The sequence below is a fragment of the Buttiauxella ferragutiae genome (assembly GCF_022637515.1).
Taxonomy (GTDB): Bacteria; Pseudomonadota; Gammaproteobacteria; order Enterobacterales; family Enterobacteriaceae; genus Buttiauxella; species Buttiauxella ferragutiae.
The window spans coordinates 5,187,822-5,211,996 of record NZ_CP093332.1; the positions used below are offsets into that span (position 1 = coordinate 5,187,822).

Annotated in this window: 25 protein-coding genes; 12 read left to right on the top strand and 13 right to left on the bottom strand. The window is 49.5% G+C overall.

Annotation, left to right across the window (positions count from 1 at the left end; genetic code table 11):
- Positions 1 to 74 precede the first annotated feature (74 nt).
- On the top strand, positions 75 to 842 hold the full coding sequence (gene tpiA / locus MNO13_RS23845) for a triose-phosphate isomerase (protein WP_034461430.1): 768 nt from the start codon (positions 75 to 77) through the stop codon (positions 840 to 842).
- A gap of 49 nt (positions 843 to 891) precedes the next feature.
- Here the strand turns inward: tpiA and MNO13_RS23850 are convergent, their stop codons facing one another.
- The 5 genes from MNO13_RS23850 to cpxP all read right to left on the bottom strand — a co-directional run bounded on the left by MNO13_RS23850 (position 892) and on the right by cpxP (position 5,556).
- Positions 892 to 1,650, bottom strand: coding sequence for a CDP-diacylglycerol diphosphatase (locus MNO13_RS23850; protein ID WP_241939377.1), 759 nt, complete (start codon positions 1,648 to 1,650; stop codon positions 892 to 894).
- A gap of 93 nt (positions 1,651 to 1,743) precedes the next feature.
- A complete protein-coding gene (locus tag MNO13_RS23855; protein ID WP_064541724.1) occupies positions 1,744 to 2,733 on the bottom strand; it encodes a sulfate ABC transporter substrate-binding protein in 990 nt (329 codons plus the stop codon).
- Between the two features lie 152 nt (positions 2,734 to 2,885).
- Positions 2,886 to 3,848: a 6-phosphofructokinase gene (pfkA, locus tag MNO13_RS23860; protein WP_064541727.1), complete on the bottom strand. Its 963-nt coding sequence runs from the start codon at positions 3,846 to 3,848 to the stop codon at positions 2,886 to 2,888.
- Between the two features lie 183 nt (positions 3,849 to 4,031).
- Positions 4,032 to 4,934: a CDF family cation-efflux transporter FieF gene (fieF, locus tag MNO13_RS23865; protein WP_121814607.1), complete on the bottom strand. Its 903-nt coding sequence runs from the start codon at positions 4,932 to 4,934 to the stop codon at positions 4,032 to 4,034.
- A 124-nt stretch (positions 4,935 to 5,058) separates the two neighbouring features.
- Positions 5,059 to 5,556, bottom strand: a complete 498-nt coding sequence (gene cpxP / locus MNO13_RS23870) for a cell-envelope stress modulator CpxP (protein ID WP_064541733.1) — start codon at positions 5,554 to 5,556, stop codon at positions 5,059 to 5,061.
- A 150-nt stretch (positions 5,557 to 5,706) separates the two neighbouring features.
- Between cpxP and cpxR the strand changes: the two genes are divergently transcribed.
- The 3 genes from cpxR to trmL all read left to right on the top strand — a co-directional run bounded on the left by cpxR (position 5,707) and on the right by trmL (position 8,335).
- Complete coding sequence (cpxR, locus tag MNO13_RS23875) at positions 5,707 to 6,405, top strand: envelope stress response regulator transcription factor CpxR (RefSeq protein WP_241939378.1); 699 nt, start codon at positions 5,707 to 5,709, stop codon at positions 6,403 to 6,405.
- Positions 6,402 to 7,772 (top strand): envelope stress sensor histidine kinase CpxA, encoded by a 1,371-nt coding sequence (gene cpxA / locus MNO13_RS23880; RefSeq protein ID WP_064541736.1) that lies wholly within the window; start codon positions 6,402 to 6,404, stop codon positions 7,770 to 7,772. The genes cpxR and cpxA overlap by 4 nt, the downstream gene beginning before the upstream one ends.
- Positions 7,773 to 7,861: 89 nt before the next feature.
- A complete protein-coding gene (gene trmL, locus MNO13_RS23885) occupies positions 7,862 to 8,335 on the top strand; it encodes a tRNA (uridine(34)/cytosine(34)/5-carboxymethylaminomethyluridine(34)-2'-O)-methyltransferase TrmL (RefSeq protein WP_064515046.1) in 474 nt (157 codons plus the stop codon).
- Here the strand turns inward: trmL and cysE are convergent.
- From cysE to MNO13_RS23910, 5 genes are all read right to left on the bottom strand, one after another.
- Positions 8,332 to 9,153 (bottom strand): serine O-acetyltransferase, encoded by an 822-nt coding sequence (gene cysE, locus MNO13_RS23890; protein WP_034500031.1) that lies wholly within the window; start codon positions 9,151 to 9,153, stop codon positions 8,332 to 8,334. The genes trmL and cysE overlap by 4 nt on opposite strands.
- Before the next feature lie 91 nt (positions 9,154 to 9,244).
- Entirely contained in the window at positions 9,245 to 10,264 is a 1,020-nt protein-coding gene (gene gpsA / locus MNO13_RS23895; protein WP_241939379.1) for an NAD(P)H-dependent glycerol-3-phosphate dehydrogenase, read from the bottom strand.
- The gene (gene secB / locus MNO13_RS23900; protein WP_034461441.1) at positions 10,264 to 10,737 is read right to left on the bottom strand and encodes a protein-export chaperone SecB; all 474 of its coding nucleotides are present in this window, start codon (positions 10,735 to 10,737) and stop codon (positions 10,264 to 10,266) included. Before secB ends, gpsA begins: the two co-directional genes overlap by 1 nt.
- A gap of 61 nt (positions 10,738 to 10,798) precedes the next feature.
- Entirely contained in the window at positions 10,799 to 11,050 is a 252-nt protein-coding gene (gene grxC / locus MNO13_RS23905; RefSeq protein WP_064541744.1) for a glutaredoxin 3, read from the bottom strand.
- A 26-nt stretch (positions 11,051 to 11,076) separates the two neighbouring features.
- A complete protein-coding gene (locus MNO13_RS23910; RefSeq protein WP_064541747.1) occupies positions 11,077 to 11,508 on the bottom strand; it encodes a rhodanese-like domain-containing protein in 432 nt (143 codons plus the stop codon).
- Positions 11,509 to 11,753: 245 nt separating this feature from the next.
- Between MNO13_RS23910 and gpmM the strand changes: the two genes are divergently transcribed.
- The 3 genes from gpmM to MNO13_RS23925 are packed head-to-tail and all read left to right on the top strand — an operon-like array spanning position 11,754 to position 15,560.
- Positions 11,754 to 13,301 carry a 2,3-bisphosphoglycerate-independent phosphoglycerate mutase gene (gene gpmM / locus MNO13_RS23915; protein ID WP_064541751.1) on the top strand — a complete coding sequence of 516 codons (1,548 nt, stop codon included), beginning with the start codon at positions 11,754 to 11,756 and terminating at the stop codon, positions 13,299 to 13,301.
- Positions 13,302 to 13,310: 9 nt separating this feature from the next.
- Complete coding sequence (gene envC, locus MNO13_RS23920; protein WP_241939380.1) at positions 13,311 to 14,594, top strand: murein hydrolase activator EnvC; 1,284 nt, start codon at positions 13,311 to 13,313, stop codon at positions 14,592 to 14,594.
- 3 nt (positions 14,595 to 14,597) lie between these two features.
- A complete protein-coding gene (locus MNO13_RS23925; protein ID WP_370090677.1) occupies positions 14,598 to 15,560 on the top strand; it encodes a divergent polysaccharide deacetylase family protein in 963 nt (320 codons plus the stop codon).
- Here the strand turns inward: MNO13_RS23925 and MNO13_RS23930 are convergent.
- A complete protein-coding gene (locus MNO13_RS23930; RefSeq protein ID WP_241939381.1) occupies positions 15,551 to 16,360 on the bottom strand; it encodes a glycosyltransferase family 2 protein in 810 nt (269 codons plus the stop codon). The genes MNO13_RS23925 and MNO13_RS23930 overlap by 10 nt on opposite strands.
- Before the next feature lie 186 nt (positions 16,361 to 16,546).
- On the opposite strand from MNO13_RS23930, the gene MNO13_RS23935 reads away from it, so the two are divergent.
- Positions 16,547 to 17,779: a glycosyltransferase gene (locus MNO13_RS23935; RefSeq protein ID WP_121814611.1), complete on the top strand. Its 1,233-nt coding sequence runs from the start codon at positions 16,547 to 16,549 to the stop codon at positions 17,777 to 17,779.
- Complete coding sequence (locus MNO13_RS23940; protein WP_121814612.1) at positions 17,772 to 18,692, top strand: hypothetical protein; 921 nt, start codon at positions 17,772 to 17,774, stop codon at positions 18,690 to 18,692. Before MNO13_RS23935 ends, MNO13_RS23940 begins: the two co-directional genes overlap by 8 nt.
- A gap of 51 nt (positions 18,693 to 18,743) precedes the next feature.
- Here MNO13_RS23940 and tdh read toward each other — a convergent pair whose 3' ends face one another.
- A complete protein-coding gene (gene tdh / locus MNO13_RS23945) occupies positions 18,744 to 19,769 on the bottom strand; it encodes an L-threonine 3-dehydrogenase (protein WP_064541766.1) in 1,026 nt (341 codons plus the stop codon).
- A 10-nt stretch (positions 19,770 to 19,779) separates the two neighbouring features.
- A complete protein-coding gene (gene kbl / locus MNO13_RS23950; RefSeq protein WP_064541769.1) occupies positions 19,780 to 20,976 on the bottom strand; it encodes a glycine C-acetyltransferase in 1,197 nt (398 codons plus the stop codon).
- Positions 20,977 to 21,195: 219 nt separating this feature from the next.
- On the opposite strand from kbl, the gene rfaD reads away from it, so the two are divergent.
- From rfaD to rfaC, 3 genes are read left to right on the top strand one after another with little or no spacing between them, the layout of a single operon-like run.
- Entirely contained in the window at positions 21,196 to 22,128 is a 933-nt protein-coding gene (gene rfaD / locus MNO13_RS23955) for an ADP-glyceromanno-heptose 6-epimerase (RefSeq protein WP_121814615.1), read from the top strand.
- Between the two features lie 16 nt (positions 22,129 to 22,144).
- The gene (gene rfaF / locus MNO13_RS23960) at positions 22,145 to 23,194 is read left to right on the top strand and encodes an ADP-heptose--LPS heptosyltransferase RfaF (protein ID WP_241939382.1); all 1,050 of its coding nucleotides are present in this window, start codon (positions 22,145 to 22,147) and stop codon (positions 23,192 to 23,194) included.
- Positions 23,194 to 24,171 carry a lipopolysaccharide heptosyltransferase RfaC gene (gene rfaC, locus MNO13_RS23965; RefSeq protein WP_241939383.1) on the top strand — a complete coding sequence of 326 codons (978 nt, stop codon included), beginning with the start codon at positions 23,194 to 23,196 and terminating at the stop codon, positions 24,169 to 24,171. Before rfaF ends, rfaC begins: the two co-directional genes overlap by 1 nt.
- Positions 24,172 to 24,175 lie beyond the last annotated feature (4 nt).

Below are 24,175 nucleotides of genomic sequence, written 5' to 3' on the forward strand. Positions count from 1 at the left end.
TATACTGTTTCACAGACCATGCTGCCCTGACTGGCAGCGATTCTTTTATTAGTTTGACCTTGTGGAGAATTAAGATGCGACATCCTTTGGTGATGGGTAACTGGAAACTGAACGGCAGCAAGCACATGGTACACGAGCTGATTGCTGGCTTACGCAAAGAGCTGGCTGGCGTTGCTGGATGTGGCGTTGCTATCGCTCCTCCAACTATGTATCTGGATCTGGCTAAACACGCTGCATCTGGTAGCCACATCATTCTTGGTGCTCAGAACGTAGACCTGAACCTGTCCGGTGCTTTCACTGGTGAAGTTTCTGCAGAAATGCTGAAAGATGTTGGCGCTAAGTACATCATCATCGGTCACTCCGAGCGTCGTACTTACCACGCAGAGTCTGATGAACTGATTGCTAAAAAATTCGCAATTCTGAAAGAAGTTGGTCTGATCCCAGTTCTTTGCATCGGTGAAACTGAAGCAGAAAACGAAGCTGGCAAAACTGAAGAAGTTTGCGCACGCCAGATTGATGCAGTGCTGAAAACTCAGGGCGCAGCAGCTTTCGAAGGTGTGGTTATCGCTTACGAACCAGTATGGGCAATCGGTACTGGCAAATCAGCCACTCCTGCTCAAGCTCAGGCTGTTCACAAATTCATTCGTGACCACATTGCTAAAGCTGATGCGAAAGTAGCAGAGCAAGTGATCATCCAGTACGGCGGTTCCGTAAACGATAAGAACGCAGCAGAGTTGTTTGCTCAGCCGGACATCGACGGCGCGCTGGTTGGCGGTGCATCTCTGAAAGCAGACGCGTTTGCCGTTATCGTTAAAGCTGCGGCTGAAGCGAAAAAAGCGTAAGTCTCTCGCTTAAACATATACAGGCCCTGCCAGCAATGGCAGGGCTTTTTTATTTCAGTAACCCACAGTCGTGATCTTGTAGTTGCTCAGAAGAAGCCAGATTCAAACGCAGTAAATTCCGCTCCGTCGCCAACGCTACCCATTCCCCATCGGCCAGTTTAGCCATCGCCAGACTATAACGCCCCATATGCTCCCGAGCCTGTGGAACCTGAGTCGCCAACATCATGAATGGGCTACGTTGTGAAAATTCAGCTGCGCCGACTTTTCTGGCGATGTATGAGTTTCCAGCCAGATCTACCGGGAACGCCTGCCATTCGTTATTTAACGTTTTCGCATACCGATCCAATTCCCCGCGCACATCAGCGCGTAAACAAGAAATGTGGATATGAAGCTGATTTTGCGAGCGACCTGTCGCAGAGTTAATAGTGAGTGAAATAATATCGTCAGGAATCTGAGATCCCCGGCGCAGACTCAAAATAGTGCGCTGTTGCCAGGCTAGCCAGAAGAAATTAGCAGTTTTTGGCTGCAACAATTCCGGGCTTTCCATGCCGCTTATTTTTGCTATTGGCAACAGCAGATATTGCAGCGGGCCATTGATATCTTTTAGCAGCACGTATCCCGATGGCAAATCTACTTTGGCACATGGCTCAGGGTTCTGATTGTCACGCTGATTGGGAACACATTGCTGGCTGACAATACGCCACAGCGCATCAGGATGATGCAGGTATTGCCGGAGACTGAAGCCGATCACCACAGCAATGGCCAACAACAGGAGAAGGAGAACTAACTTGCGTTGACACCACTGCATTGAAACCTCAGAAACCATAAGAGGGTCGCTCAGCGTAACGCAAACTCTGAAATCCCAAAAGCAAAACGGCCCTTTTCAGGGCCGTGAATACGATTAACGCTGACTAATTTGGTCGAAGGTTCCACCGTTCGAGAAGTGTTCTTTCTGCGCTTTTGTCCAGCCGCCAAACTCTTCATCAATAGTGAACAATTTAATTTTCGGGAAGGCATTCTCATACTTCTTCGCGACCGCTGCGTCACGTGGGCGATAGTGGTTTTTCGCCGCAATCTCCTGGCCTTCTGGCGAGTAGAGGTATTTCAGGTAAGCTTCTGAGACTTCCCGAGTCCCTTTCTTGTCGACGACTTTATCCACCACCGATACGGTAGGTTCGGCGAGAATAGATTCACTTGGCGTGACAACCTCAAACTTGTCTTTGCCCAATTCGTTGGTTGCCAGTAACGCTTCGTTTTCCCAGGCAATCAACACGTCGCCAATTCCACGCTCAACGAAAGTACTGGTTGAACCACGCGCGCCAGAATCGAGCACTTCAACGTTCTTATACAACGCCTTCACGAAATCCTGCGCTTTGGCTTGATCGTTGTTGTTGTGATGTAGGGCATAACCCCAGGCCGCCAGATAGTTCCAGCGCGCTCCGCCAGAGCTTTTTGGATTCGGAGTAATAACAGAAACGCCTGGTTTAATCAGGTCATTCCAGTCATGAATTTGTTTCGGGTTGCCTTTACGCACCAGGAAAACGATGGTCGAAGTGTAAGGCGCAGAGTTTTCTGGCAGGCGTTTGATCCAGTTTTTGTCGATACGGCCACGCTCAGCAATCGCATCCACATCGTATGCCAACGCCAGTGTCACCACATCAGCTTCAATGCCGTTGATAACAGAGGTCGCTTGTTTGCCAGAACCACCATGCGACTGCCGAATAACTACGTTGTCGCCGGTTTGTTGCTTCCAGTGAGCGCTGAAGGCTTTGTTGTACTCGTCATAAAGTTCGCGAGTGGGATCATAAGAGACATTAAGTAACTGAATATCTTTCGCCAGCACACTGCCAGACGCCAACAGTAATGTAAGTCCAACTCCCCACTTATTCATTTTTCGCTCTCTTTAATCAGATTTGATAAAAGCAGCCTGCCAGAAAGTTATCCATTCATTAAAGAATAAAAAAAGATTTGCTATAACTATTGAGCATATAACAAACAACAAAAAGCCGGGTTTCCCCGGCTTCAATTTTCACAGAAAGTGAATTAGTACAGTTTCTTAGCGCAATCCAGCCAGTCACCTTTGAACGGACGCTTCATGTTTTCGATAGCGTCGATGATGTCATGGTGAACCAGCTTCTCATTCTGAATACCTACGCAACGACCGCCGTGACCTTGCAGCAGCAGTTCGATGGAGTAAGCGCCCATGCGGGAAGCCAGAATGCGATCGTAAGCAACCGGTGAACCACCACGCTGAATGTGGCCCAGAACCGTTGCGCGGGTTTCGCGTTTGGTTTCCGTCTCGATATATCGGGCCAGTTCGTCGATGTCACAGATGTGCTCAGTGATAGCCACGATAGCGTGCTTTTTACCTTTAGCGATACCCGCTTTGATTTCTTCAACCAGGTCTTCGCGATTAAACTCAACTTCTGGCAAGACAACAAACTCACAGCCACCAGCGATGGATGCAGCTAAGGTCAGATCGCCACAGTAACGGCCCATCACTTCCACGATAGAAATACGCTGGTGGGAGGAAGAGGTGTCACGCAGGCGGTCGATTGCTTCCACGACTGTTTCCAGAGCGGTGAAGAAACCGATAGTGTAATCGGTGCCTTTGATATCGTTATCAATGGTACCTGGCAGGCCGATGCATGGGAAACCCATTTCGGTCAGGCGCTTAGCACCCATATAGGAACCATCACCGCCGATAACAACCAGTGCATCAATACCGCGATTTTTCAAATTCTCGATAGCCACTTCACGGACTTTCTCGTCCCGGAATTCCGGGAAACGAGCTGAGCCCAGGAAAGTACCGCCACGGTTGATCATATCGGACACGCTGTATCGGTCCAGGTTAACCATGCGGTCTTCATACAATCCCAGATAGCCATCATAAATGCCCGCGACTTCCAGACCTTCCGACAATGCCGCCCGCACCACACCACGAATCGCAGCGTTCATGCCCGGAGCATCACCGCCACTCGTCAACACACCAATTTTTTTGATCATGACTACCTCTGAACTTTTGAATGCAAATTAATCCTGTTGCCGGAAACGGCCTTCGGCATGCCGAGGCATCGACTCTGCTACAAATAGTATAACAACCGCTTCTTGCTGAATTGATTCAGGTCAGGCCATTTATCGGTATTCTATCCAAAAAATATCGACTCTGTCTGACTTTACAACGAAATATTAAAGCTCAAAATGCCCTTGCTGCTGCGTCGGGACAACCGAGCAGGGGTCCTGGTGAATAATCACATCTGACCCAGGGAAACGACGCAAAATCGCCTGTTCAACCTGGTCGGCAATCACATGCGCCTGAACCAGTGGCAGGTTGTCTTCCATTTCGATATGGACTTGAATAAAGCGGGTCGGCCCTGACTGCCGCGTTCGTAGATCATGCGCCCCTTTAACGCCGGGCCATGAATTGATGATCTCAATAATTACCTGTCGCTCATCATCTGGTAAAGCACGATCTAAAAGAGATTGCACAGCTTCATAACCCATGCGCAGTGCGCTATACAAAATATAGACGCCAATCCCTAACGCAAATATTGAATCTGCGCGATGCCAGCCATACCAGGACAACGCAAGAGCAACAAGAATTGCTCCATTCATCATAACATCAGACTGATAATGAAGCATATCTGCTCGAACTGCCTGACTTTGCGTTTTCCGCACCACCCAGCGCTGAAAAGTCACCAGAATTAACGTGCTGAACAACGCAATGACCGTAACCACCACACCCACTAAAGGCTGCTTCATTGGTGACGGTTCAGCTAAATGCTGAATGCCAGTCAAAAACAGGAACAGTGCAGAACCGGAAATAAACATACTTTGTGCCAGTGCTGCCAGCGATTCCGCTTTGCCATGACCAAAGGTGTGTTCTTCATCTGCGGGTTGTAGCGAATAACGTACGACAAGAAGGTTAGTTAGCGACGCGGCAATGTCCACTAGCGAATCGACCAATGCAGCCAGAATACTGACCGAACCGGTGTACCACCAGGCGAAAATCTTAATCAAAAGTAACAGTGAGGCCATTACCGTCGCAGCAATTGCTGCGCGGCTAACCAGCTTCCCATATTGTTGATTCATAGGGGCTCCAGCAAATGATTGCTGGCTAGTATAGCGGATTCATCTGAACCATCAGGCAAAAAAAACCCGCCGGTTAAGGCGGGGAAGACAGGGATGGTGTCTATGGCAAGGAAAACAGGGTTTGTTACTGGTTACTACGCTTACTGCTACTACTCAGTGCCTGCAACGAAGACTTCTGTTGCAGATCCGCCAGTTCACGAAATTGATCCATGCGCTGTTGGTGTTTGTCGTTTAAAACGGCCTGCTGTTCAGGGCTTAACAAGCGGTACATTTGGTTGCGTACTTTCGCCATTTCAACCTGGCGAGCCACTTGTTCTTGTGCCATTTTTTCAGCCTGGGCACGCACTGCCGTTTCATCAAAATTTTCAGCGATGACCAGATTATGCATGGTCTCCATTTCGCTTACATTCACGGGTGGGCTATCATGCCGTGCCCGGTGCATTAGATCGCGCATTTGTTGGCGCTGTTGTTCGGTCAGGTTTATCCCTTCGAACATATGGCTCTGAAGGTTATTTCGCTTAACTAAGCCTTCACCGCCTTGGTACCAGTTATCGCTTGCCTGACTGGACAGGGTAATCAGAGTCAATGTAGAGGCCATGACGGCAGCGGTAACATTGCGCATCACTTGCTCCTGAAATCATCTGTGCTGCGATTCAACGAGATTCAGTCTACGATTCCCGCTGCAAACTAGCGTCAGGGGGTGTAAAACAACGTAAAGTCATAGATTAGCGCGCCTTGATGACGTAATTTCTGCCTCGGAGGTAATTTAACAATGAATAAAATTCTGCTAGTTGATGATGACCGAGAGCTTACTTCCCTGTTGAAGGAACTGCTCGACATGGAAGGTTTTAACGTAATTGTCGCCCATGATGGCGAACAAGCGTTGGAGCTTCTTGATGACACCATTGACCTTTTATTGCTCGACGTAATGATGCCAAAGAAAAATGGCATTGATACTTTGAAAGAGTTGCGCCAGTCAAACCAGACTCCAGTCATTATGCTAACAGCACGAGGAAGTGAGCTAGATCGTGTTCTCGGCCTTGAACTGGGTGCAGATGACTATCTACCTAAACCATTCAACGATCGTGAACTGGTGGCCCGTATACGCGCTATTTTGCGTCGTTCACATTGGAGTGAGCAGCAGCAAAACAGCGACAGCGGTTCTCCGACGGTCGAAGTGGACGGTTTGAGCCTGAATCCTGGTCGCCAGGAAGCAAGTTTTGATGGGCAAGCGCTTGATTTGACCGGCACTGAATTCACCCTGCTCTATTTGTTGGCTCAGCATTTGGGACAGGTGGTTTCACGCGAACACTTAAGCCAGGAAGTTCTGGGCAAACGCCTGACACCTTTCGACCGTGCAATCGACATGCATATTTCCAATTTGCGTCGTAAGTTGCCGGACCGTAAAGATGGTCATCCGTGGTTTAAAACATTACGTGGCCGCGGCTACCTGATGGTGTCTGCTTCATGATAAGTAGCCTTACCGCGCGTATTTTTGCCATCTTCTGGTTGACGCTGGCGTTAGTGCTGATGCTAGTGCTGATGCTGCCTAAACTGGATTCGCGTCAAATGACCGAATTGATGGAGAATGAGCAACGTCAAGGCATCATGATTGAACAGCATGTCGAAGCGGAACTTGAAAACGATCCACCAAACGACCTGATGTGGTGGCGTCGTTTGTTCCGGGCCATTGATAAATGGGCACCACCGGGACAGCGTTTGTTGCTCGTGACCAGCGAAGGGCGAGTTATTGGCGCCCAGCGCAATGAAATGCAGATTATTCGTAACTTTATCGGCCAGTCTGATAACTCCGATCATCCGCAAAAGAAAAAGTATGGCCGCGTTGAATTAGTGGGGCCGTTTTCGGTACGCGATGGTGAAGATAATTACCAACTTTACCTGATCCGCCCTGCAAGTAATTCCCAATCTGATTTTATTAACCTGCTGTTTGATAGACCTTTACTATTACTCATTGTCACGATGCTGGTCAGTTCACCGCTGCTGTTATGGCTGGCGTGGAGCCTGGCAAAACCGGCGCGTAAGTTGAAAAATGCTGCTGATGAAGTGGCTCAGGGGAATTTGCGTCAGCACCCTGAACTCGAATCCGGGCCGCAAGAATTCCTCGCAGCCGGTGCCAGTTTTAACCAGATGATTACCGCGCTGGAAAGGATGATGACAACCCAGCAAAGGCTGTTGTCTGACATTTCGCATGAACTGCGTACTCCGCTCACTCGTTTGCAATTAGGCACAGCGTTGCTGCGCCGTAAAACAGGTGAAAGCAAGGAACTGGAGCGCATTGAAACGGAAGCTCAGCGTCTGGACGGTATGATCAACGACCTGTTGGTGATGTCGCGCAACCAGCAAAAAAATGCGCTGGCGAGCGAAACCATGAAAGCCAATCAAATTTGGTCAGAAGTGCTGGATAACGCCGCCTTCGAAGCTGAACAAATGGGCAAATCGCTGGAGGTGACTTATCCACCAGGTCCATGGTTGATGTACGGTAATCCCAACTCACTGGAAAGTGCGCTGGAAAATATTGTCCGTAACGCATTACGCTATTCGCACACAAAAATTGCCGTCAATTTCTCCGTTGATAATCAAGGTATTACTATCACCGTCGATGATGATGGCCCAGGCGTCAGCCCGGATGATCGTGAGCAAATATTCCGTCCTTTCTATCGTACAGACGAAGCGCGCGATCGTGAATCTGGCGGGACTGGGTTGGGGTTAGCGATTGTTGAAACTGCTGTTCAGCAACATCGTGGTTGGGTGAAAGCCGATGACAGCCCGTTGGGCGGATTGCGGTTAGTGCTTTGGCTGCCGCTTTATCATCGTTAATTTTTCGCCATAAAGAACAGGTCCTTCGGGGCCTGTTTTCCTTCCTGCCATAAATTGATATTCTGCGCGCCAGGTCTTATGGGGGCAGTATGCTAAATATCGTTTTGTTTGAACCAGAAATCCCACCCAATACCGGGAATATTATCCGTTTATGCGCCAATACCGGCTTCCGGTTGCACATCATCGAGCCAACAGGTTTTGGCTGGGATGATAAGCGCCTGCGCCGTGCAGGTCTGGATTATCATGAGTTCGCAGCCGTGAATCGCCATCATAACTACGATGCATTTTTGGCGGCTGAAAACCCGCAGCGAATCTTTGCGCTGACCACAAAGGGAACGCCTGCGCACAGCGCAGTGAGCTATCAGGATGGGGATTATTTGGTGTTTGGCCCGGAAACACGTGGCCTGCCAGCAACGATTCTTGATGCTTTGCCTGCTGAGCAAAAAATCCGTATTCCAATGATGCCGGACAGCCGCAGCATGAATTTGTCGAACGCAGTATCGGTGGTGGTATATGAAGCGTGGCGCCAGCTTGGGTACCCCGGCGCCGTGCTGAGAAGCTAGATTCCGTCGCCGTACTCGAAACCATTGTTAGCACCGTTAAAGTGCTGATCCATATCAATGGCAGGCATATCGCTTTCAGGCTTGCCAACAATTCGCGCCGGAACGCCAGCCGCTGTGGTATGAGGCGGCACTGGCTGTAACACTACAGAACCTGCGCCAATTTTTGCCCCACGCCCAATTTCAATGTTGCCGAGGATTTTCGCCCCGGCACCAATCATCACGCCTTCACGAATTTTCGGGTGGCGGTCACCGCTGGTTTTGCCCGTACCGCCCAGGGTAACAGACTGCAAAATCGACACGTCGTTTTCAACGATAGCGGTTTCACCGATCACAATGCCGGTGGCGTGATCGAGCATGATCCCACAGCCAATTTTCGCCGCCGGGTGAATATCTACCTGAAATGAAACCGAAACCTGATTTTGCAGGAATATCGCCAGAGCTCTGCGTCCCTCTTTCCACAGCCAATGGCCGATACGGTAGGACTGCAACGCATGAAAACCTTTCAGGTATAACAGCGGAGTGGAATATTTATCGACTGCCGGGTCACGGGTGCGCACGGCCTGAATATCGCAGGCAGCGGAAGCAATCATTTGTGGTTCTGCCGCGTATGCCTCTTCGACAACTTCACGAATCGCAATGGCAGGCATAATCGGCGAAGCTAGCTTATTGGCGAGCATGTAGCTCAGCGCGCTGCCGAGGTTTTCGTGCTTGAGGAGAGTTGCGTGGTAAAAACTGGCCAACATTGGTTCACAATCGGCAAGCGCTCGTGCTTCGGCTTTAATGTTGTTCCACACCAGATCCAGTTCTTCAGACGACATTGCTCTCTCCAGACAGAAAAACAGCGCCCGGCACAAAGTACCGGAACGCTTCAGTTATTGCGGTTGTGTTGTTCCATCTATTGCAACTGAACTAGTTGCCGCTCCGCTCATCCTTGCGAGTACGACCAAGCAAAGTCAATGCTGCCTCGCGAGCGTTTTTTCCGCAATACAATACCTGATAAATTTCCTCGGTTATTGGCATTTCAACGCCAAAACGCGCCGCCAACTCCCGAACTTCTTTGGTATTACGGTAACCTTCAACCACCTGGCCGATTTTCTGCTGTGCCGAATCCACGTCCGCACCCTGCCCCAGCGCCATGCCGAAGCGACGGTTACGTGATTGGTTATCGGTACACGTCAGTACCAGGTCGCCCAGGCCAGCCATTCCCATAAACGTTTCAGGATCAGCGCCTAAAGCAGTGCCAAGACGTGTCATTTCCGCAAGACCGCGAGTGATTAGCGCCGTACGAGCATTCGCACCGAAGCCAATCCCGTCAGACATGCCCGCGCCAATCGCAATCACGTTTTTCACCGCGCCGCCCAACTGCACGCCGATGAAATCCGGGTTACTGTAAACACGGAAGCTTTTGCCGCAGTGCAGCAATTGCTGGAGATCCTGAGCGAAGGTTTCGTCAGTTGCTGCCAGCGCAATTGCCGTTGGTAAACCAGCGGCCAGCTCTTTGGCAAACGTCGGGCCGGAAATCACCGCCAGAGGAATATCATCCCCTAACGCTTCACGCGCCACGTCTTGCAACAGACGACCGGTTTCCGCTTCCAGACCTTTAGTCGCCCAGACGATACGAGCATCAGCGCGCATCAGCGGTTTAATTTGACGCAGCACTTCGCCAAATACATGGCTCGGCACGACTACCAGAATATTACGACTGGCCGCCAAAGCTTTCGCTAAGTCGCTTTCAAGGTGAAGAGTATCAGGGAAAGGTACGTCAGGAAGAAACGCCGCATTGCAGCGATCGGCCTGCAATACAGCAAGGTGTTTAGGGTCATGGCCCCACAGTACAACGTGGTGACCATTACGCGCCAGTGTGATGGCAAGAGCGGTGCCGTACGAGCCGGCACCGATCACAGTCATTGAAGCATTAAGGCTGTTCATCAGGCATCCTGATGGTTTTCAGCACCTTCGCCTTCGCCAGATTGCTGCTGCAGGTAGCTCATGAACAGCGCATCGAAGTTAACCGGTGCAAGGTTCAGCTGCGGGAAGGTGCCACGAGAAACCAGGCTAGTGATTGCTTCACGTGCATAAGGGAACAGAATGTTCGGGCAGTACGCACCCAGGCAATGTGCCATCTGCGGACCTTCGATCCCACCGATGGAGAAGATACCCGCCTGCTGAACTTCACACAGGAACGCAGTGTCTTCGCCCAGTGTTGCGGTCACGGTTACACGCAACACAACTTCATAAACATCGTCTGCCAGTTGGCTTGAAGCGGTATCGAGATCCAGCTTCACTTCCGGCTGCCAGTCTTTCTGGAATACGTGTGGTGCATTTGGCGCTTCGAAAGAGATGTCCTTGGTGTAGACACGCTGAATCTGGAAAGCCATTTCTGTGTTGTTTTGTTCTGACATTGTTAAACCCTTAAAAAATTAATACGTCCTTTAAACGGCAGTAAGCGACAAAGGAACTGCACTAGCGCAGCAGGGGATCGAGTCCACCACGAGCATCGAGTGCGTACAAGTCATCGCAACCACCAATGTGCTGTGCGTCAATAAAAATCTGCGGCACTGTGGTTCGCCCACTGCGTTTAATCATCTCTTCGCGCTTAACAGCGTCGCCATCAATCGCTAACTCCTGAAACTCGACCCCTTTGCTTTGCAAGAGGTCTTTTGCACGATGGCAAAACGGACAGGTTGCTTTAGTGTAGATTTCAATATTCGCCATGGTTTTACCCCAGTGTGCGTATCAATTTATTTACCGCGAACTAATGGCAGGTTTTCCCCGCTCCAGCCAGCAATCCCTTCTTTCAGTAAGGTCACTTTTTCGAAACCGGCTTTTGTCAGCAGTGCGGCTGAATCTTGAGAGGAAACGCCATTGCCACAAACCACGATTACAGGCTGTGATTTATGTTTTTCCAGCTCACCGAAGTTACCACTTTTAATATCAGCTGGCAGTACATTCAGTGAGTTAGCAATATGGCCCTTGCGGTAATCATCACGAGAACGCACATCAACAACAACGGCATCTTCTTTGTTGATGAGGCGTGTCGCTTCACCACGGGTGATCACCTTAACCTTAGAGGTCAAACCTTTAAAAGTCATGAAAAGTACGGCGGCAAACAAGCCAACCCACGCCAAACTAAGTATGGGATGACGACCAATGAATTGCATAATTTCTTGCATGGGGGGGTGTAGCTCCCGACTAAGTAATATGAAAAAACCAAGTGAGGAGTATACATTTGCGTTGTGCCAAATACAGCCAGTCTGCGTTAGGTTATGTTGATTCTGCGGACTGTTACGAAAAAAATTACCTTAACGACGTAAAACCGATCACAATCCAACCCGTTTCTTTGATCTTCTGCGGCTATTTACCCCGTGGCCTGTAGTAAAATTACGCAAATTTTGTCTTTGACTTAGAGGTTATCGCAATGTCAGTTACTAAAAAACCTATGGTTCTGGTGATTCTGGATGGCTATGGTCACCGCGAAGAGCAGCAGGATAACGCTATTCTGAATGCTAAAACCCCGGTTATGGATAACCTGTGGGCACAGCGTCCACATACTTTAATCAACGCATCAGGTATGGAAGTCGGTCTGCCAGATGGCCAAATGGGTAACTCCGAAGTCGGTCACGTAAACCTTGGTGCTGGCCGCATCGTTTACCAGGATCTGACTCGTCTGGACGTTGAAATTAAAGAACGTACTTTCTTCGCTAACCCAACGCTGACTGCAGCTGTAGACAAAGCTGTTGCTGCTGGCAAAGCAGTGCACATCATGGGCCTGGCTTCAGCCGGTGGCGTTCACAGCCACGAAGAACACATTCTGGCGATGATTGAACTGGCCGCTGAACGAGGTGCTGAAGCCATTTACCTGCACGCGTTCCTTGATGGCCGCGATACACCGCCACGCAGCGCAGAATCTTCTCTGAAGAAATTTGCCGATAAGTTTGCTGCACTGGGCAAAGGACGCGTTGCTTCGCTGATTGGCCGTTACTACGCAATGGATCGCGATAACCGCTGGGATCGCGTTGAACTGGCTTACGATCTGCTGACTCAGGCTAAAGGCGAATACCAGGCAGAAACCGCTGTTGCGGGTCTGGAAGCTGCATATGCTCGTGATGAAAACGATGAATTCGTTAAACCAACTGTGATTCGTGCAGAAGGCGAAGCAGACGCTGCCATGAACGATGGCGACGCGCTGATCTTCATGAACTTCCGTGCAGACCGCGCGCGTCAAATCACCCGTACTTTTGTTAACGCTGACTTCGACGGTTTTGCCCGTAAGAAAGTGGTTAACTTCGGTGATTTCGTGATGCTGACTGAATACGCAGCAGACATTAAAGCCGCTTGCGCTTACCCACCAGCGTCACTGACCAATACCTTTGGTGAGTGGATGGCGAAGCACGACAAAACTCAGTTACGTATCTCCGAAACTGAAAAATATGCTCACGTTACCTTCTTCTATAACGGCGGCGTTGAAGAACCGTTTGCTGGCGAAGACCGTATTCTGATCAACTCCCCGAAAGTTGCTACTTACGATCTGCAACCAGAAATGAGTTCAGTAGAATTGACTGAAAAACTGCTGGCAGCTATCAACAGCGGCAAATACGACACCATCATTTGTAACTATCCAAATGGTGACATGGTCGGGCATACCGGCGTTTTCGAAGCGGCTGTTGCTGCAATCGAAGCACTGGATAACTGTATTGCTCAGGTGGTTTCTGCAGTAGAAAACGTCGGTGGGCAGTTGCTGATCACCGCTGACCACGGTAATGCAGAACAGATGGCTGACCCGGCAACTGGTCAGGCGCATACCGCGCATACCAGCCTGCCAGTTCCATTGATTTATGTAGGTTCCCGTAGTGTGAAAGCGGTTGAAGGCGGCAAGCTTTCTGATATCGCACCAACTATGTTGAACCTCATGGGCATGGAAATCCCGCAAGAGATGACTGGCAAGCCGCTGTTCATCGTGGAATAATCCCTCCCCATGAGGGGAAAGGCGATTTTTTCAATAACATGGGCCGTGAAACCGAAAGCGTTTTCAGTCAGGCCTATGATTTACGCCAGCGTTCTAAGCGCTGGCGTATTGTTATGCCCGTTTCCCAGCCATGCAGACGATCGCGCCGATTTGAAATCTATCCAGCAGGATATTGCAACGAAAGAACGCGCAGTACGCCAGCAACAGCAGCAACGTTCCGCCTTGCTTGCTCAACTTCAGGCACAAGAAAAAGCGATTGCCGAAGCCAGCCGTAAACTGCGCGAAACGCAAAACACGCTTGCCGATCTGAATCGCCAAATTACCACCATGAATGCTTCCCTCGCGAAACTGCAAAAACAGCAGGCATCGCAGGAACGTAATCTGGCCGCTCAACTCGACGCCGCATTCCGCCAGGGGCAACATACTGGCATCCAGCTGATTTTAAGCGGTGAAGAAAGCCAGCGCGGGCAACGCTTGCAGGCATACTTCGGCTACCTGAACGCCGCGCGTCAGGAAACTATTGAACAGCTTAAGCAGACTAAAGCGGAAGTTGATGAGCAAAAAGCCAGTCTGGAGTCTAAGCAAACCGAACAACAGACGCTGCTTTACGAACAGCAAGCTCAACAAAGCAAGCTTGAAGGTGCGCGTAACGAACGTAAAAAAACGCTCTCCACTCTCGAATCCTCTTTGCAACAAGATCAGCAAAAGCTGAGCGAAATGCGCCAGAACCAGGCGCGCCTTCAGGGGCAAATTGCCCGTGCAGAAGCCGCTGCCAAAGCGAGAGCGGAAAAAGAAGCCCGTGAAGCTGAGCAAGTTAAAACTCGCCAAAAGGAAGCAACCAGCAAAGGCAGTACCTATAAACCAACAGAAAGCGAACGTTCTTTGATCTCGCGCACTGGTGGCCTGGGTGCACCGCGTGGACAAGCCTTCTGGCCGGTTCGCGGTTCAATCCTGCATCGCTATGGCGAACAGCTTCAAGGTGAGCTACGTTGGAAAGGGATTGTTATCTCCGCAGGTGAAGGCACTGAAGTTAAAGCTATTGCTGATGGGCGTGTAATCCTTGCCGATTGGCTACAGGGATACGGCCTCGTGGTTGTCGTTGAACACGGTAAAGGCGATATGAGTTTGTATGGTTATAACCAGAGCGCACTGGTTAATGTTGGAACACAAGTTCGCGCCGGCCAGGCTATTGCACTGGTAGGCAACAGTGGCGGTCAGGGCCGCCCGTCACTTTATTTCGAAATTCGTCGCCAGGGCCAGGCCGTCAATCCACAACCGTGGTTGGGAAGATAAGTTTTGCTTCAATTCCGTCGTGTGTTTTTCTCTCTCGTCAGCACACTCATGCTGACAACCCCCGTTTACGCTGGAAAGCTGGCAATTGTAATAGATGACTTCGGTTATCGCCCCGCGCAAGAAAACAAAGTTATCGCCCTGCCTGCCAACATTTCCGTCGCAGTTTTACCCAATGCTCCTCACGCCCGTGAAATGGCCACTAAAGCGCATAATGCCGGGCATGAAGTCCTGATTCATTTGCCGATGGCCCCCCTGAGTAAACAGCCGCTGGAAAAAGACACGTTGCGCCCGGATATGGGCAGCGGCGAAATCGAGCGTATCATCCGCGAAGCTGTCAATGATGTTCCCTATGCCGTGGGGTTGAATAACCATATGGGTAGCGCGATGACATCCAGCCTGTTCGGCATGCAGAAAGTGATGCAGGCATTAGGGCAATACAATCTCTATTTTCTTGACAGTATGACGATAGGAAATAGCCAGTCGATGCGGGCGGCGGCCGGTACTAACGTCAAAGTGATCAAACGTAAAGTGTTCCTGGATGACACGCAAAACGAAGCCGATATTCGTTTTCAGTTTAATCGTGCGGTGGAGTTGGCCCGTCGAAATGGCTCAGCGATTGCCATTGGTCATCCTCATCCGTCGACCGTGCGTGTTCTGCAACAGATGGTCTATAGCTTACCGGCAGATATCACGCTGGTGCGCCCGAGCAGCTTGCTCAATGAGCCTCAGGTGGATACCTCAAGACCAAATAACACGCGTCCTGTAGCGCCAGGCAAACCAGCTGAACAACCGCGTAATCCGTTCAAAGGTGTGAATTTATGTAAGCCTAAACAGCCTTTGCAACCCGTCTACGCAACGACATTCTTTAGCGTGATCGGCGAAAGCATCAGCCAAAGCCAGTTGTTGAAGTACATGCAACACCAGTGGCAAGGCTGGGATAAATCGTTAAAGGCTACTCAATCCTGATTTTGTGGGCGTGCAGAGGAAGGATTTTCTCTGCACGCATTGCTGTTTAATTTTCCGTCCCAATACCAGGCCTTGAAGTATTTTAGAAAACTATAGAAAGTGGCATACAAACCTGTAACAAGCCCCACTCGCCCTTTCCTCCACGCCCCACTGAACAAATACCATTTAAAAAATGCACCGATGGCACTTATTATGCCCCTCAGCAATGAGGGCTTGATTTTTTTATTTATGACCAGGCGAGTCGTATAAGTGTTTAATTTATTGAAAACCTCATGAATAGTATAAAAGGTATCATGGCGAACAAAACCAGGAATAACAGATGAGTTAATAAACCCTTCGGCTTGATCATCTACCGGACGATCGTTAAATCGCGTCTGCCGACGGTTATACAAACGCACCGGGAAGTCCGGTGAGGATATGGGATAAATGGTTCGCACCTGTTCTCCGAGTACATACCAGTAGCGCGAAAAACGCCATGCCTGCCCTTGTTCAGGTTCTTCACCCTGCTTGAGCTTAAGGATAAAAGCGGTTGTCTGCTCATCAAGAATTTCATCACTATCCATACATAACACCCAGTCATAGCTCGCAAGCCCGGTAGCATGGTTCATTTGTTCACCGTGCGTGTTAAATGGGTGATATATAGGTTCAATACCATAACCACGAGAAATATTAATAGTTTCATCACTACTTCCCGAATCCACAATAATGATTTCATCTGCAATTGATATTAATGGCTGCAATACTTCGTGAAGCAGACGTGCAGAGTTATAAGTCAGTAAACAAACTGATATTTTAAACATAGCCATTATGCCATAACAAAAAATCAATTATATCATGGTGAATAATTGTAGCTGCGAATTCGAAATCCGGATTCGAATTTTTATATTATTAATTCCTCCCGTAAAAGAGTCATCAAAAGCGTTAGTTATCACTCAATACTGCCTTTATAATGCCGCGTTGAATAATGCTACAGGAGCTGGTCGACGATGACGCAACAGCGGCATAAGATTCTCTTACTGGATAACGGTAAAGAGTGGGGAGGCGGTACCAATAGTATGTTGGAACTGCTCAAACGTATTGACCGCCAACGGTTTGATATCACGTGCTGCTTTTACTACAACTATGCGCGTGGTGAAGGTGAAACCATTGAGAGCGTGCTGAGCAGCATTCAGATTCCTGTCATTTTCATTCCTCAACGCAAACAACCTGGCTGGGCAAAAATCAGCAAAGAAGTCGCGCGAGCATTTTTGTTTTTCAGCAAGTCTGGGCGTAAAAAGATCACGGCATATATTGATAAACAATGGCGAATCAAACCGAATGCCACGGCTTTGCGCCAGCGATTGCAAAAAGATGGCTACGAAATTCTGTACATGAATAACCAGCCTGGTTCCAATTTGGAAGGTTATTTGGCAGCGGAGCCTCTGGATGTTGCAGTCGTTCAACACTGTCGCATTGAGCCGGTGATGAGTCAGTCGATAACCAGAGTGGTAAACCGTGTCGGCGATGCCGTGATTGCTGTTTCTCATGGCGTAGAGAGTGTGCTGCTCAATCATGGCGTGAAGAAATCACTCTGTGTTACGGTCCCAAACGCCATTGATATTCACCAGCCACTCCCATCAGGTATAGCAATACGTCGGTCACTAGGCATTGAAGATGGCACATTTTTATTTGGTAGTATTGGGTCGTTGATTCCAAGAAAATCCTGCCACCATACGCTTGAAGCATTGCATCGTTTTCAACTGCAACATCCCGAAGCAAAATGGAAATTTGTCCTGGTAGGTGAAGGGAGCGATCGCGAAAAGTTAAAGCGCCAGGCCGCTGACTACGGATTTGCCGATCGCGTCATCTTTACTGGCTTTCGTAATAACCCGCTGGATTATTTGGCCGCATTTGATGCCTTTATTCTTGCATCAAAAAGCGAAGGGTTACCGCGCGTCATTCTCGAATCCATGTTGCTTAAAACGGTAGTTATCGGTTCAAATGTGACGGGGACTGCGGAGTTAATCGACTCAGGCCGCACTGGCCTGCTCTACCCTTATGGCGATACCATTAAGCTCGCTTCACAACTTCAGCAAGTGTGGCAAGATAGCGCGTTACGTGATGCCTTAACTCAGCAGGCCTGGCGGCGCGTGATTAATAATTATGCGATCGAGCACTATGTTGCCGGTGTCGAAGCCGTACTTGGCGCAGTAAAACCAACCCGGAATGAAAATGTTTAAATTTCTGAATCCAAAATATCGCCATATTACGGCGCGACATAATATTCCTTTGGCTCAGGCGGTTAGCGGGGCTAAAACCGTCCCAGTAACCTCCGTTGTGATCCCATGCGTTGGCAAAGATTATATTGAAGAAGGTACGCTTTCTGCGGTTTTTGCTGACCGTTTCGCGCCGCAACTTGAAGAAATTGTCATCGTCTCCGATCAACCAGCCAGTGCCTTTACCGATTTGCCAGGTAAAGCCCGGGTTGTTACGTTGAACGTTCCAGAAAGAGATGACAGCTATCGCTTCAAACAAATTTATCGTAGCCGCCTGATAAAGATTCAGGCTCCGCTATATGCCAGCACAGAAGGCTCGTTGATCATTGATTCCGATCTTAATCTTTTGCAGATGCCGAAGCTTGAAGTCGAAGAAAACACGCTGTATTCCAGTTTTCGCCAGGGGAAAATGATCGCTAAACTGGCAAATGCTCCAGCAGGAAAAGCACCAGCCTATTATCAAGGGACGATTCGCCCCACTCTCCAGGATCACGTAAATAGCGCCTTTCTTGCTGCAACACACAGCACCTGGCACCGGTTATGCCCACTTTGGTTGGCTCTGTTCCAGGATACCTGGGAACTGATGGATGATTCGCAACCCCCAACAGATCAGTTGCCTTTAGCTGCACTTCTCGACTTGCTGGATTTCAAAACCGTAAATTTAGGTGACTGGGTGAACTGGCCTGTCTCAAAACGCATCGGTGGTACCCCGGCGGTGATCCCAAAAGAAGTCATCGGTGCACATGGCGGCTTCCCACTTTCAGAATGGCAAAAGTATCTTGTCTCACCAGAGAGTGAATTGCTGTTTAAAGGGCAAGATTACACGCGAAAAGTGCGTTACCTGACGGATGCAGAAAAGCAGACTGCAAGCGAATAAAGATGTGAAAAAGGCCGGTTTCCCGGCCTTTTCTAACTTATCGTCGCGCGATTAATCCCAGCTAAGAATGACTTTGCCAGACTGCCCGGAACGCATGGCATCAAACCCTTTCTGGAAATCATCGATTCCAAAACGGTGAGTGATAATCGGTGACAAATCCAGGCCAGACTGGATCAGTGCCGCCATTTTGTACCAGGTTTCGAACATTTCACGCCCGTAAATACCTTTGATGAACAAACCTTTGAAGATGACTTTCGTCCAGTCGATAGACATATCTGATGGCGGAATACCCAGCATCGCAATACGACCACCGTGGTTCATAGTATCGAGCATGGTACGGAACGCCGGTGGAGCACCGGACATCTCAAGACCCACATCAAAACCTTCGGTCATGCCCAACTCTTTCATTACGTCGGTCAGATTTTCTTTGCTGACGTTGACCGCACGGGTCACGCCCATTTCACGCGCCAACTCCAGACGGTATTCGTTCACATCGGTGATCACGACATTACGCGCACCAACATGTTTAGCGACAGCCGCCGCCATAATACCAATCGGGCCGGCACCAGAAACCAGAACATCTTCACCAACCAGATCGAATGACAGAGCGGTGTGAACAGCGTTACCGAACGGGTCAAAGATAGAAGCCAGATCGTCAGAAATGTTGTCCGGGATTTTGAAAGCATTAAAAGCAGGCAGCACTAAATATTCTGCAAAACATCCAGGGCGGTTTACACCGATGCCAGTCGTATTACGGCACAGGTGCGTACGGCCCGCACGGCAATTACGACAGTGACCACAGGTAATATGGCCTTCACCGGAAACACGATCGCCAATTTTAAAGCCTTTAACTTCCTGGCCGATGCCGACCACTTCACCAACATATTCGTGACCGACAACCATTGGAACCGGAATAGTCTTTTGTGACCATTCATCCCAGTTATAGATATGCACATCGGTGCCGCAAATCGCAGTTTTACGGATTTTGATCAGCAGATCGTTATGACCCATTTCTGGCTTAGGCGCATCTGTCATCCAGATGCCTTCTTCTGCTTTCAGTTTCGCTAATGCTTTCATGACCGCTCCCTCAGGCAATAACGCCCAACTGTTTACCGATACGCGTAAATGCGTCAACCGCACGTTCAATTTGCTCTGTGGTATGAGCCGCAGACATCTGAGTACGGATACGCGCCTGACCTTTTGGTACTACCGGGTAGAAGAACCCAGTGACATAAATGCCTTCTTTTTGCAGCTCACGAGCAAAATTCTGTGCCACAACCGCTTCGCCTAACATCACCGGGATGATGGCGTGATCGGCACCGGCCAAAATAAAACCAGCCGCGGACATTTTCTCGCGGAACAGGCTGGCATTCGCCCATAAGCGATTGCGCATCTCAGCGCCAGTTTCCAGCATTTCCAACACTTTGATGGATGCAGAAACAATAGCTGGAGCCAGAGAGTTGGAGAAAAGATAAGGACGAGAACGCTGACGCAGCCACTCAATCACTTCTTTACGACCCGCAGTGTAACCACCGGAAGCGCCGCCCAGAGCCTTGCCCAACGTGCCGGTGATAATGTCTACACGATCCATCACATCGCAATATTCATGCGTACCACGACCGTTTTCACCCACGAAACCGACCGCATGAGAATCATCAACCATGACCAGCGCGTCATATTTATCGGCTAAATCGCAAACCCCATTCAGGTTAGCAATCACACCATCCATAGAGAACACACCATCGGTGGCGATCATGATATGGCGAGCACCTGCCGCACGCGCTTCTTTCAGGCGAGTTTCAAGTTCCTGCATGTCGTTGTTGGCATAACGATAACGCTGAGCCTTACACAGACGCACACCATCAATAATAGAAGCGTGGTTCAGCGCATCAGAAATAATCGCATCTTCTGGGCCGAGGAGAGTTTCAAACAGACCGCCGTTGGCATCAAAGCAGGAAGAATAAAGAATCGCATCTTCCATTCCCAGGAAGCTGGCAAGCTTGCCTTCTAGCTCTTTGTGGCTGTCTTGTGTTCCACAAATGAAACGAACGGAAGCCATCCCAAAACCATGTTTATCCATGCCCTGCTTCGCGGCATCAATCAGTTGCGGGTGGTTAGCAAGCCCCAGGTAGTTATTGGCGCAGAAGTTAATAACGTGGCTGCCATCAGCAACAGTGATATCAGCCTGCTGGGCTGAAGTAATGATACGTTCTTCTTTAAACAACCCTTCCGCGCGTGCGGTTTCAAGTTGGGATGTTAACTGTTGGTAAAAATCTCCGCGCATTGTGATTCTCCAGGCATGGCTAATTTCGGAACATATTACCCAAACCTATACCAGGAGACGAGATGACGTTTCAATGAAATTGGAATTTTCAGCATAAATCACGAGGTGCTTTCCAGATTCGGGTTATTAGGAAAGACAATTCGGGTGATGGTATGATAGGAGTCATTAACGCGTGAGGTATTGGGCCTCATTGCCCCCTAATTTGTTAAGGTTACGCTTATGATCATTGTCACCGGTGGTGCCGGATTTATCGGCAGCAACATCATCAAATCACTGAATGATATCGGTCTTACGGATATCCTGGTTGTAGACAATCTGAAGGATGGCACTAAGTTCGCTAACCTTGTGGATTTAAATATTGCCGATTACATGGATAAAGAAGACTTCTTAATCCAGATTATGGCCGGCGAAGAATTAGGCGAGATTGAAGCAATCTTCCATGAAGGTGCATGCTCTTCCACCACCGAGTGGGACGGTAAGTACATGATGGATAATAACTATCAGTACTCAAAAGAAGTTCTGCATTACTGCCTGGAGCGCGAAATTCCGTTCCTGTATGCCTCATCCGCTGCAACCTACGGTGGCCGCAACAGCGATTTTATCGAGTCACGTGAATTCGAGCAGCCTCTGAATGTTTACGGTTATTCAAAATTCCTGTTCGATGAATATGTACGTCAAATCTTGCCTGAAGCAAGCTCACAGATTACTGGTTTCCGTTACTTCAACGTCTACGGGCCGCGCGAAGGGCACAAAGGCAGTATGGCAAGCGTTGCGTTCCATCTGAATACCCAGTTGAACAACGGCGAAAATCCAAAACTGTTCGAAGGTAGCGATAGCTTTAAACGCGACTTCATCTATGTAGGCGATGTCGCCGCAGTGAACCTGTGGTTCTGGCAAAACGGCGTATCCGGTATTTATAACTGCGGTACCGGTCGTGCAGAATCATTCCAGGCTATTGCTGATGCCGCTCTCGCTTTCCATAAAAAAGGCAGCATTGAGTACATTCCGTTCCCGGAAAAACTCAAAGGCCGCTATCAGGCGTTTACTCAGGCCGACTTAACCAATCTGCGTGCCGCAGGTTACGACAAGCCATTCAAAACTGTTGCCGAAGGCGTAACAGAATATATGGCCTGGCTGAACCGTGACGCATAAGCAGGTAGCCTGACGCATGAAAATACTGGTGATTGGCCCGTCATGGGTGGGCGACATGATGATGTCGCAAAGTCTCTATCGCACGCTCAAAGCGCGCTATCCCCAGGCAATCATTGATGTGATGGCACCGGCATGGTGCCGTCCATTACTATCACGTATGCCGGAAATTAACGAAGCACTATCAATGCCATTGGGGCATGGTGCTTTGGAAATTGGAGAACGTCGTCGTCTTGGGCACTCCCTGCGTGCTAAACGTTACGATCAGGCGTATGTGCTGCCAAATTCATTTAAGTCAGCACTTGTTCCATTCTTTGCCAACATCCCACACCGCACGGGCTGGCGTGGGGAAATGCGCTATGGGCTACTCAACGACGCCCGCGTTTTGGACAAACAAGCCTGGCCATTAATGGTCGAGCGCTACATTGCGCTGGCTTATGACAAAGGCAAAATGCAGTCCGCGAAAGATCTTCCCCAACCGTTACTGTGGCCTCAACTACAGGTTAACGATGGGGAAAAAATGCAGACTTGTCAGGTCTTTAATCTCGATGCACTTCGGCCGATTATCGGCTTTTGCCCTGGCGCCGAATTTGGCCCAGCTAAACGCTGGCCGCACTATCACTACGCAACCCTGGCAGCCAAACTCATTGATGACGGTTATCAGGTTGTGTTGTTTGGTTCAGCAAAAGATAAAGAAGCCGGAAATGATATCGTCGCCGCGTTAACCACACAGCAGCAGGCTCATTGCCGCAATCTGGCGGGTGACACGGCGCTTGAGCAAGCCGTTATTTTAATTGCGGCTTGTCAGGCTGTGGTGTCCAATGATTCAGGTCTGATGCACGTTGCAGCCGCGCTCAATCGCCCGCTTGTGGCATTATATGGCCCAAGTAGCCCCGACTTTACTCCACCGTTGTCGCATAAAGCGCGAGTTATTCGTCTTATTAGTGGCTATCACAAAGTCCGTAAAGGCGACGCCGCAGAAGGCTATCATCAGAGCTTGATTGATATTACGCCCGAGCGCGTGATGGATGAGCTAACCGCACTGTTACTGGCGGAGAAGGAAACGTAATGCGGGTATTGATCGTCAAAACATCATCAATGGGTGATGTCCTGCATACGTTGCCTGCACTTACGGATGCCATGCAGGCCATTCCCGGCATCCGCTTCGACTGGGTTGTAGAAGAAGGTTTCGCACAAATCCCGGGCTGGCACCCTGCTGTCGATAAAGTTCTCTCAGTCGCAATTCGTCGCTGGCGTAAAAGCTGGTTTTCGGCCCCAGTAAAAACTGAGCGAGCAGCGTTCTACCAGGCACTGCGAACTGAAAACTACGACGCTGTCATTGATGCTCAGGGGCTGATAAAGAGTGCCGCCCTGGTTACCAGAAAAGCCAGAGGGGAAAAACACGGCATGGACTGGAACAGCGCCCGTGAACCGCTGGCCAGCTTGTTCTACAATCGTCGTCACGCCATCGCGAAGCAACAACATGCGGTTGAACGCACACGTGAGTTGTTCGCCAAAAGTCTGGGTTACCAGAAACCAGCTGCTCAGGGCGATTACGCCATCGCGAAGCACTTTCAGGCGACAGCCTCCTCCGATGTGGGGGAATATTTCATTTTCCTTCACGCAACGACTCGCGATGAAAAGCACTGGCCGGAATCACACTGGCGAAATCTTATTCAATTAATGCACAAAAAGGGCTTACGTATTAAACTCCCGTGGGGTGCGGAGCACGAGCACAAACGAGCAATCCGTTTAGCTGACGGATTTGATAATGTTGAGGTGTTGCCGCGCTTATCGCTTGAGCAAGTCGCCAAACAACTTGCCGGAGCCAGAGCTGTTGTTTCAGTTGATACAGGGCTTAGCCACCTGACAGCAGCACTAAATCGGCCGAACATAACGTTGTATGGCCCTACCGATCCGGGTTTGATTGGTGGTTACGGTGAAAATCAGAACGAAATACGAGGCGCAGACAAAAACATGGCTAACATTACCGCTGCAGATACGTTTACCGCACTCCAGAAAATTAGCCACATAGCAGCAGAATAACCAT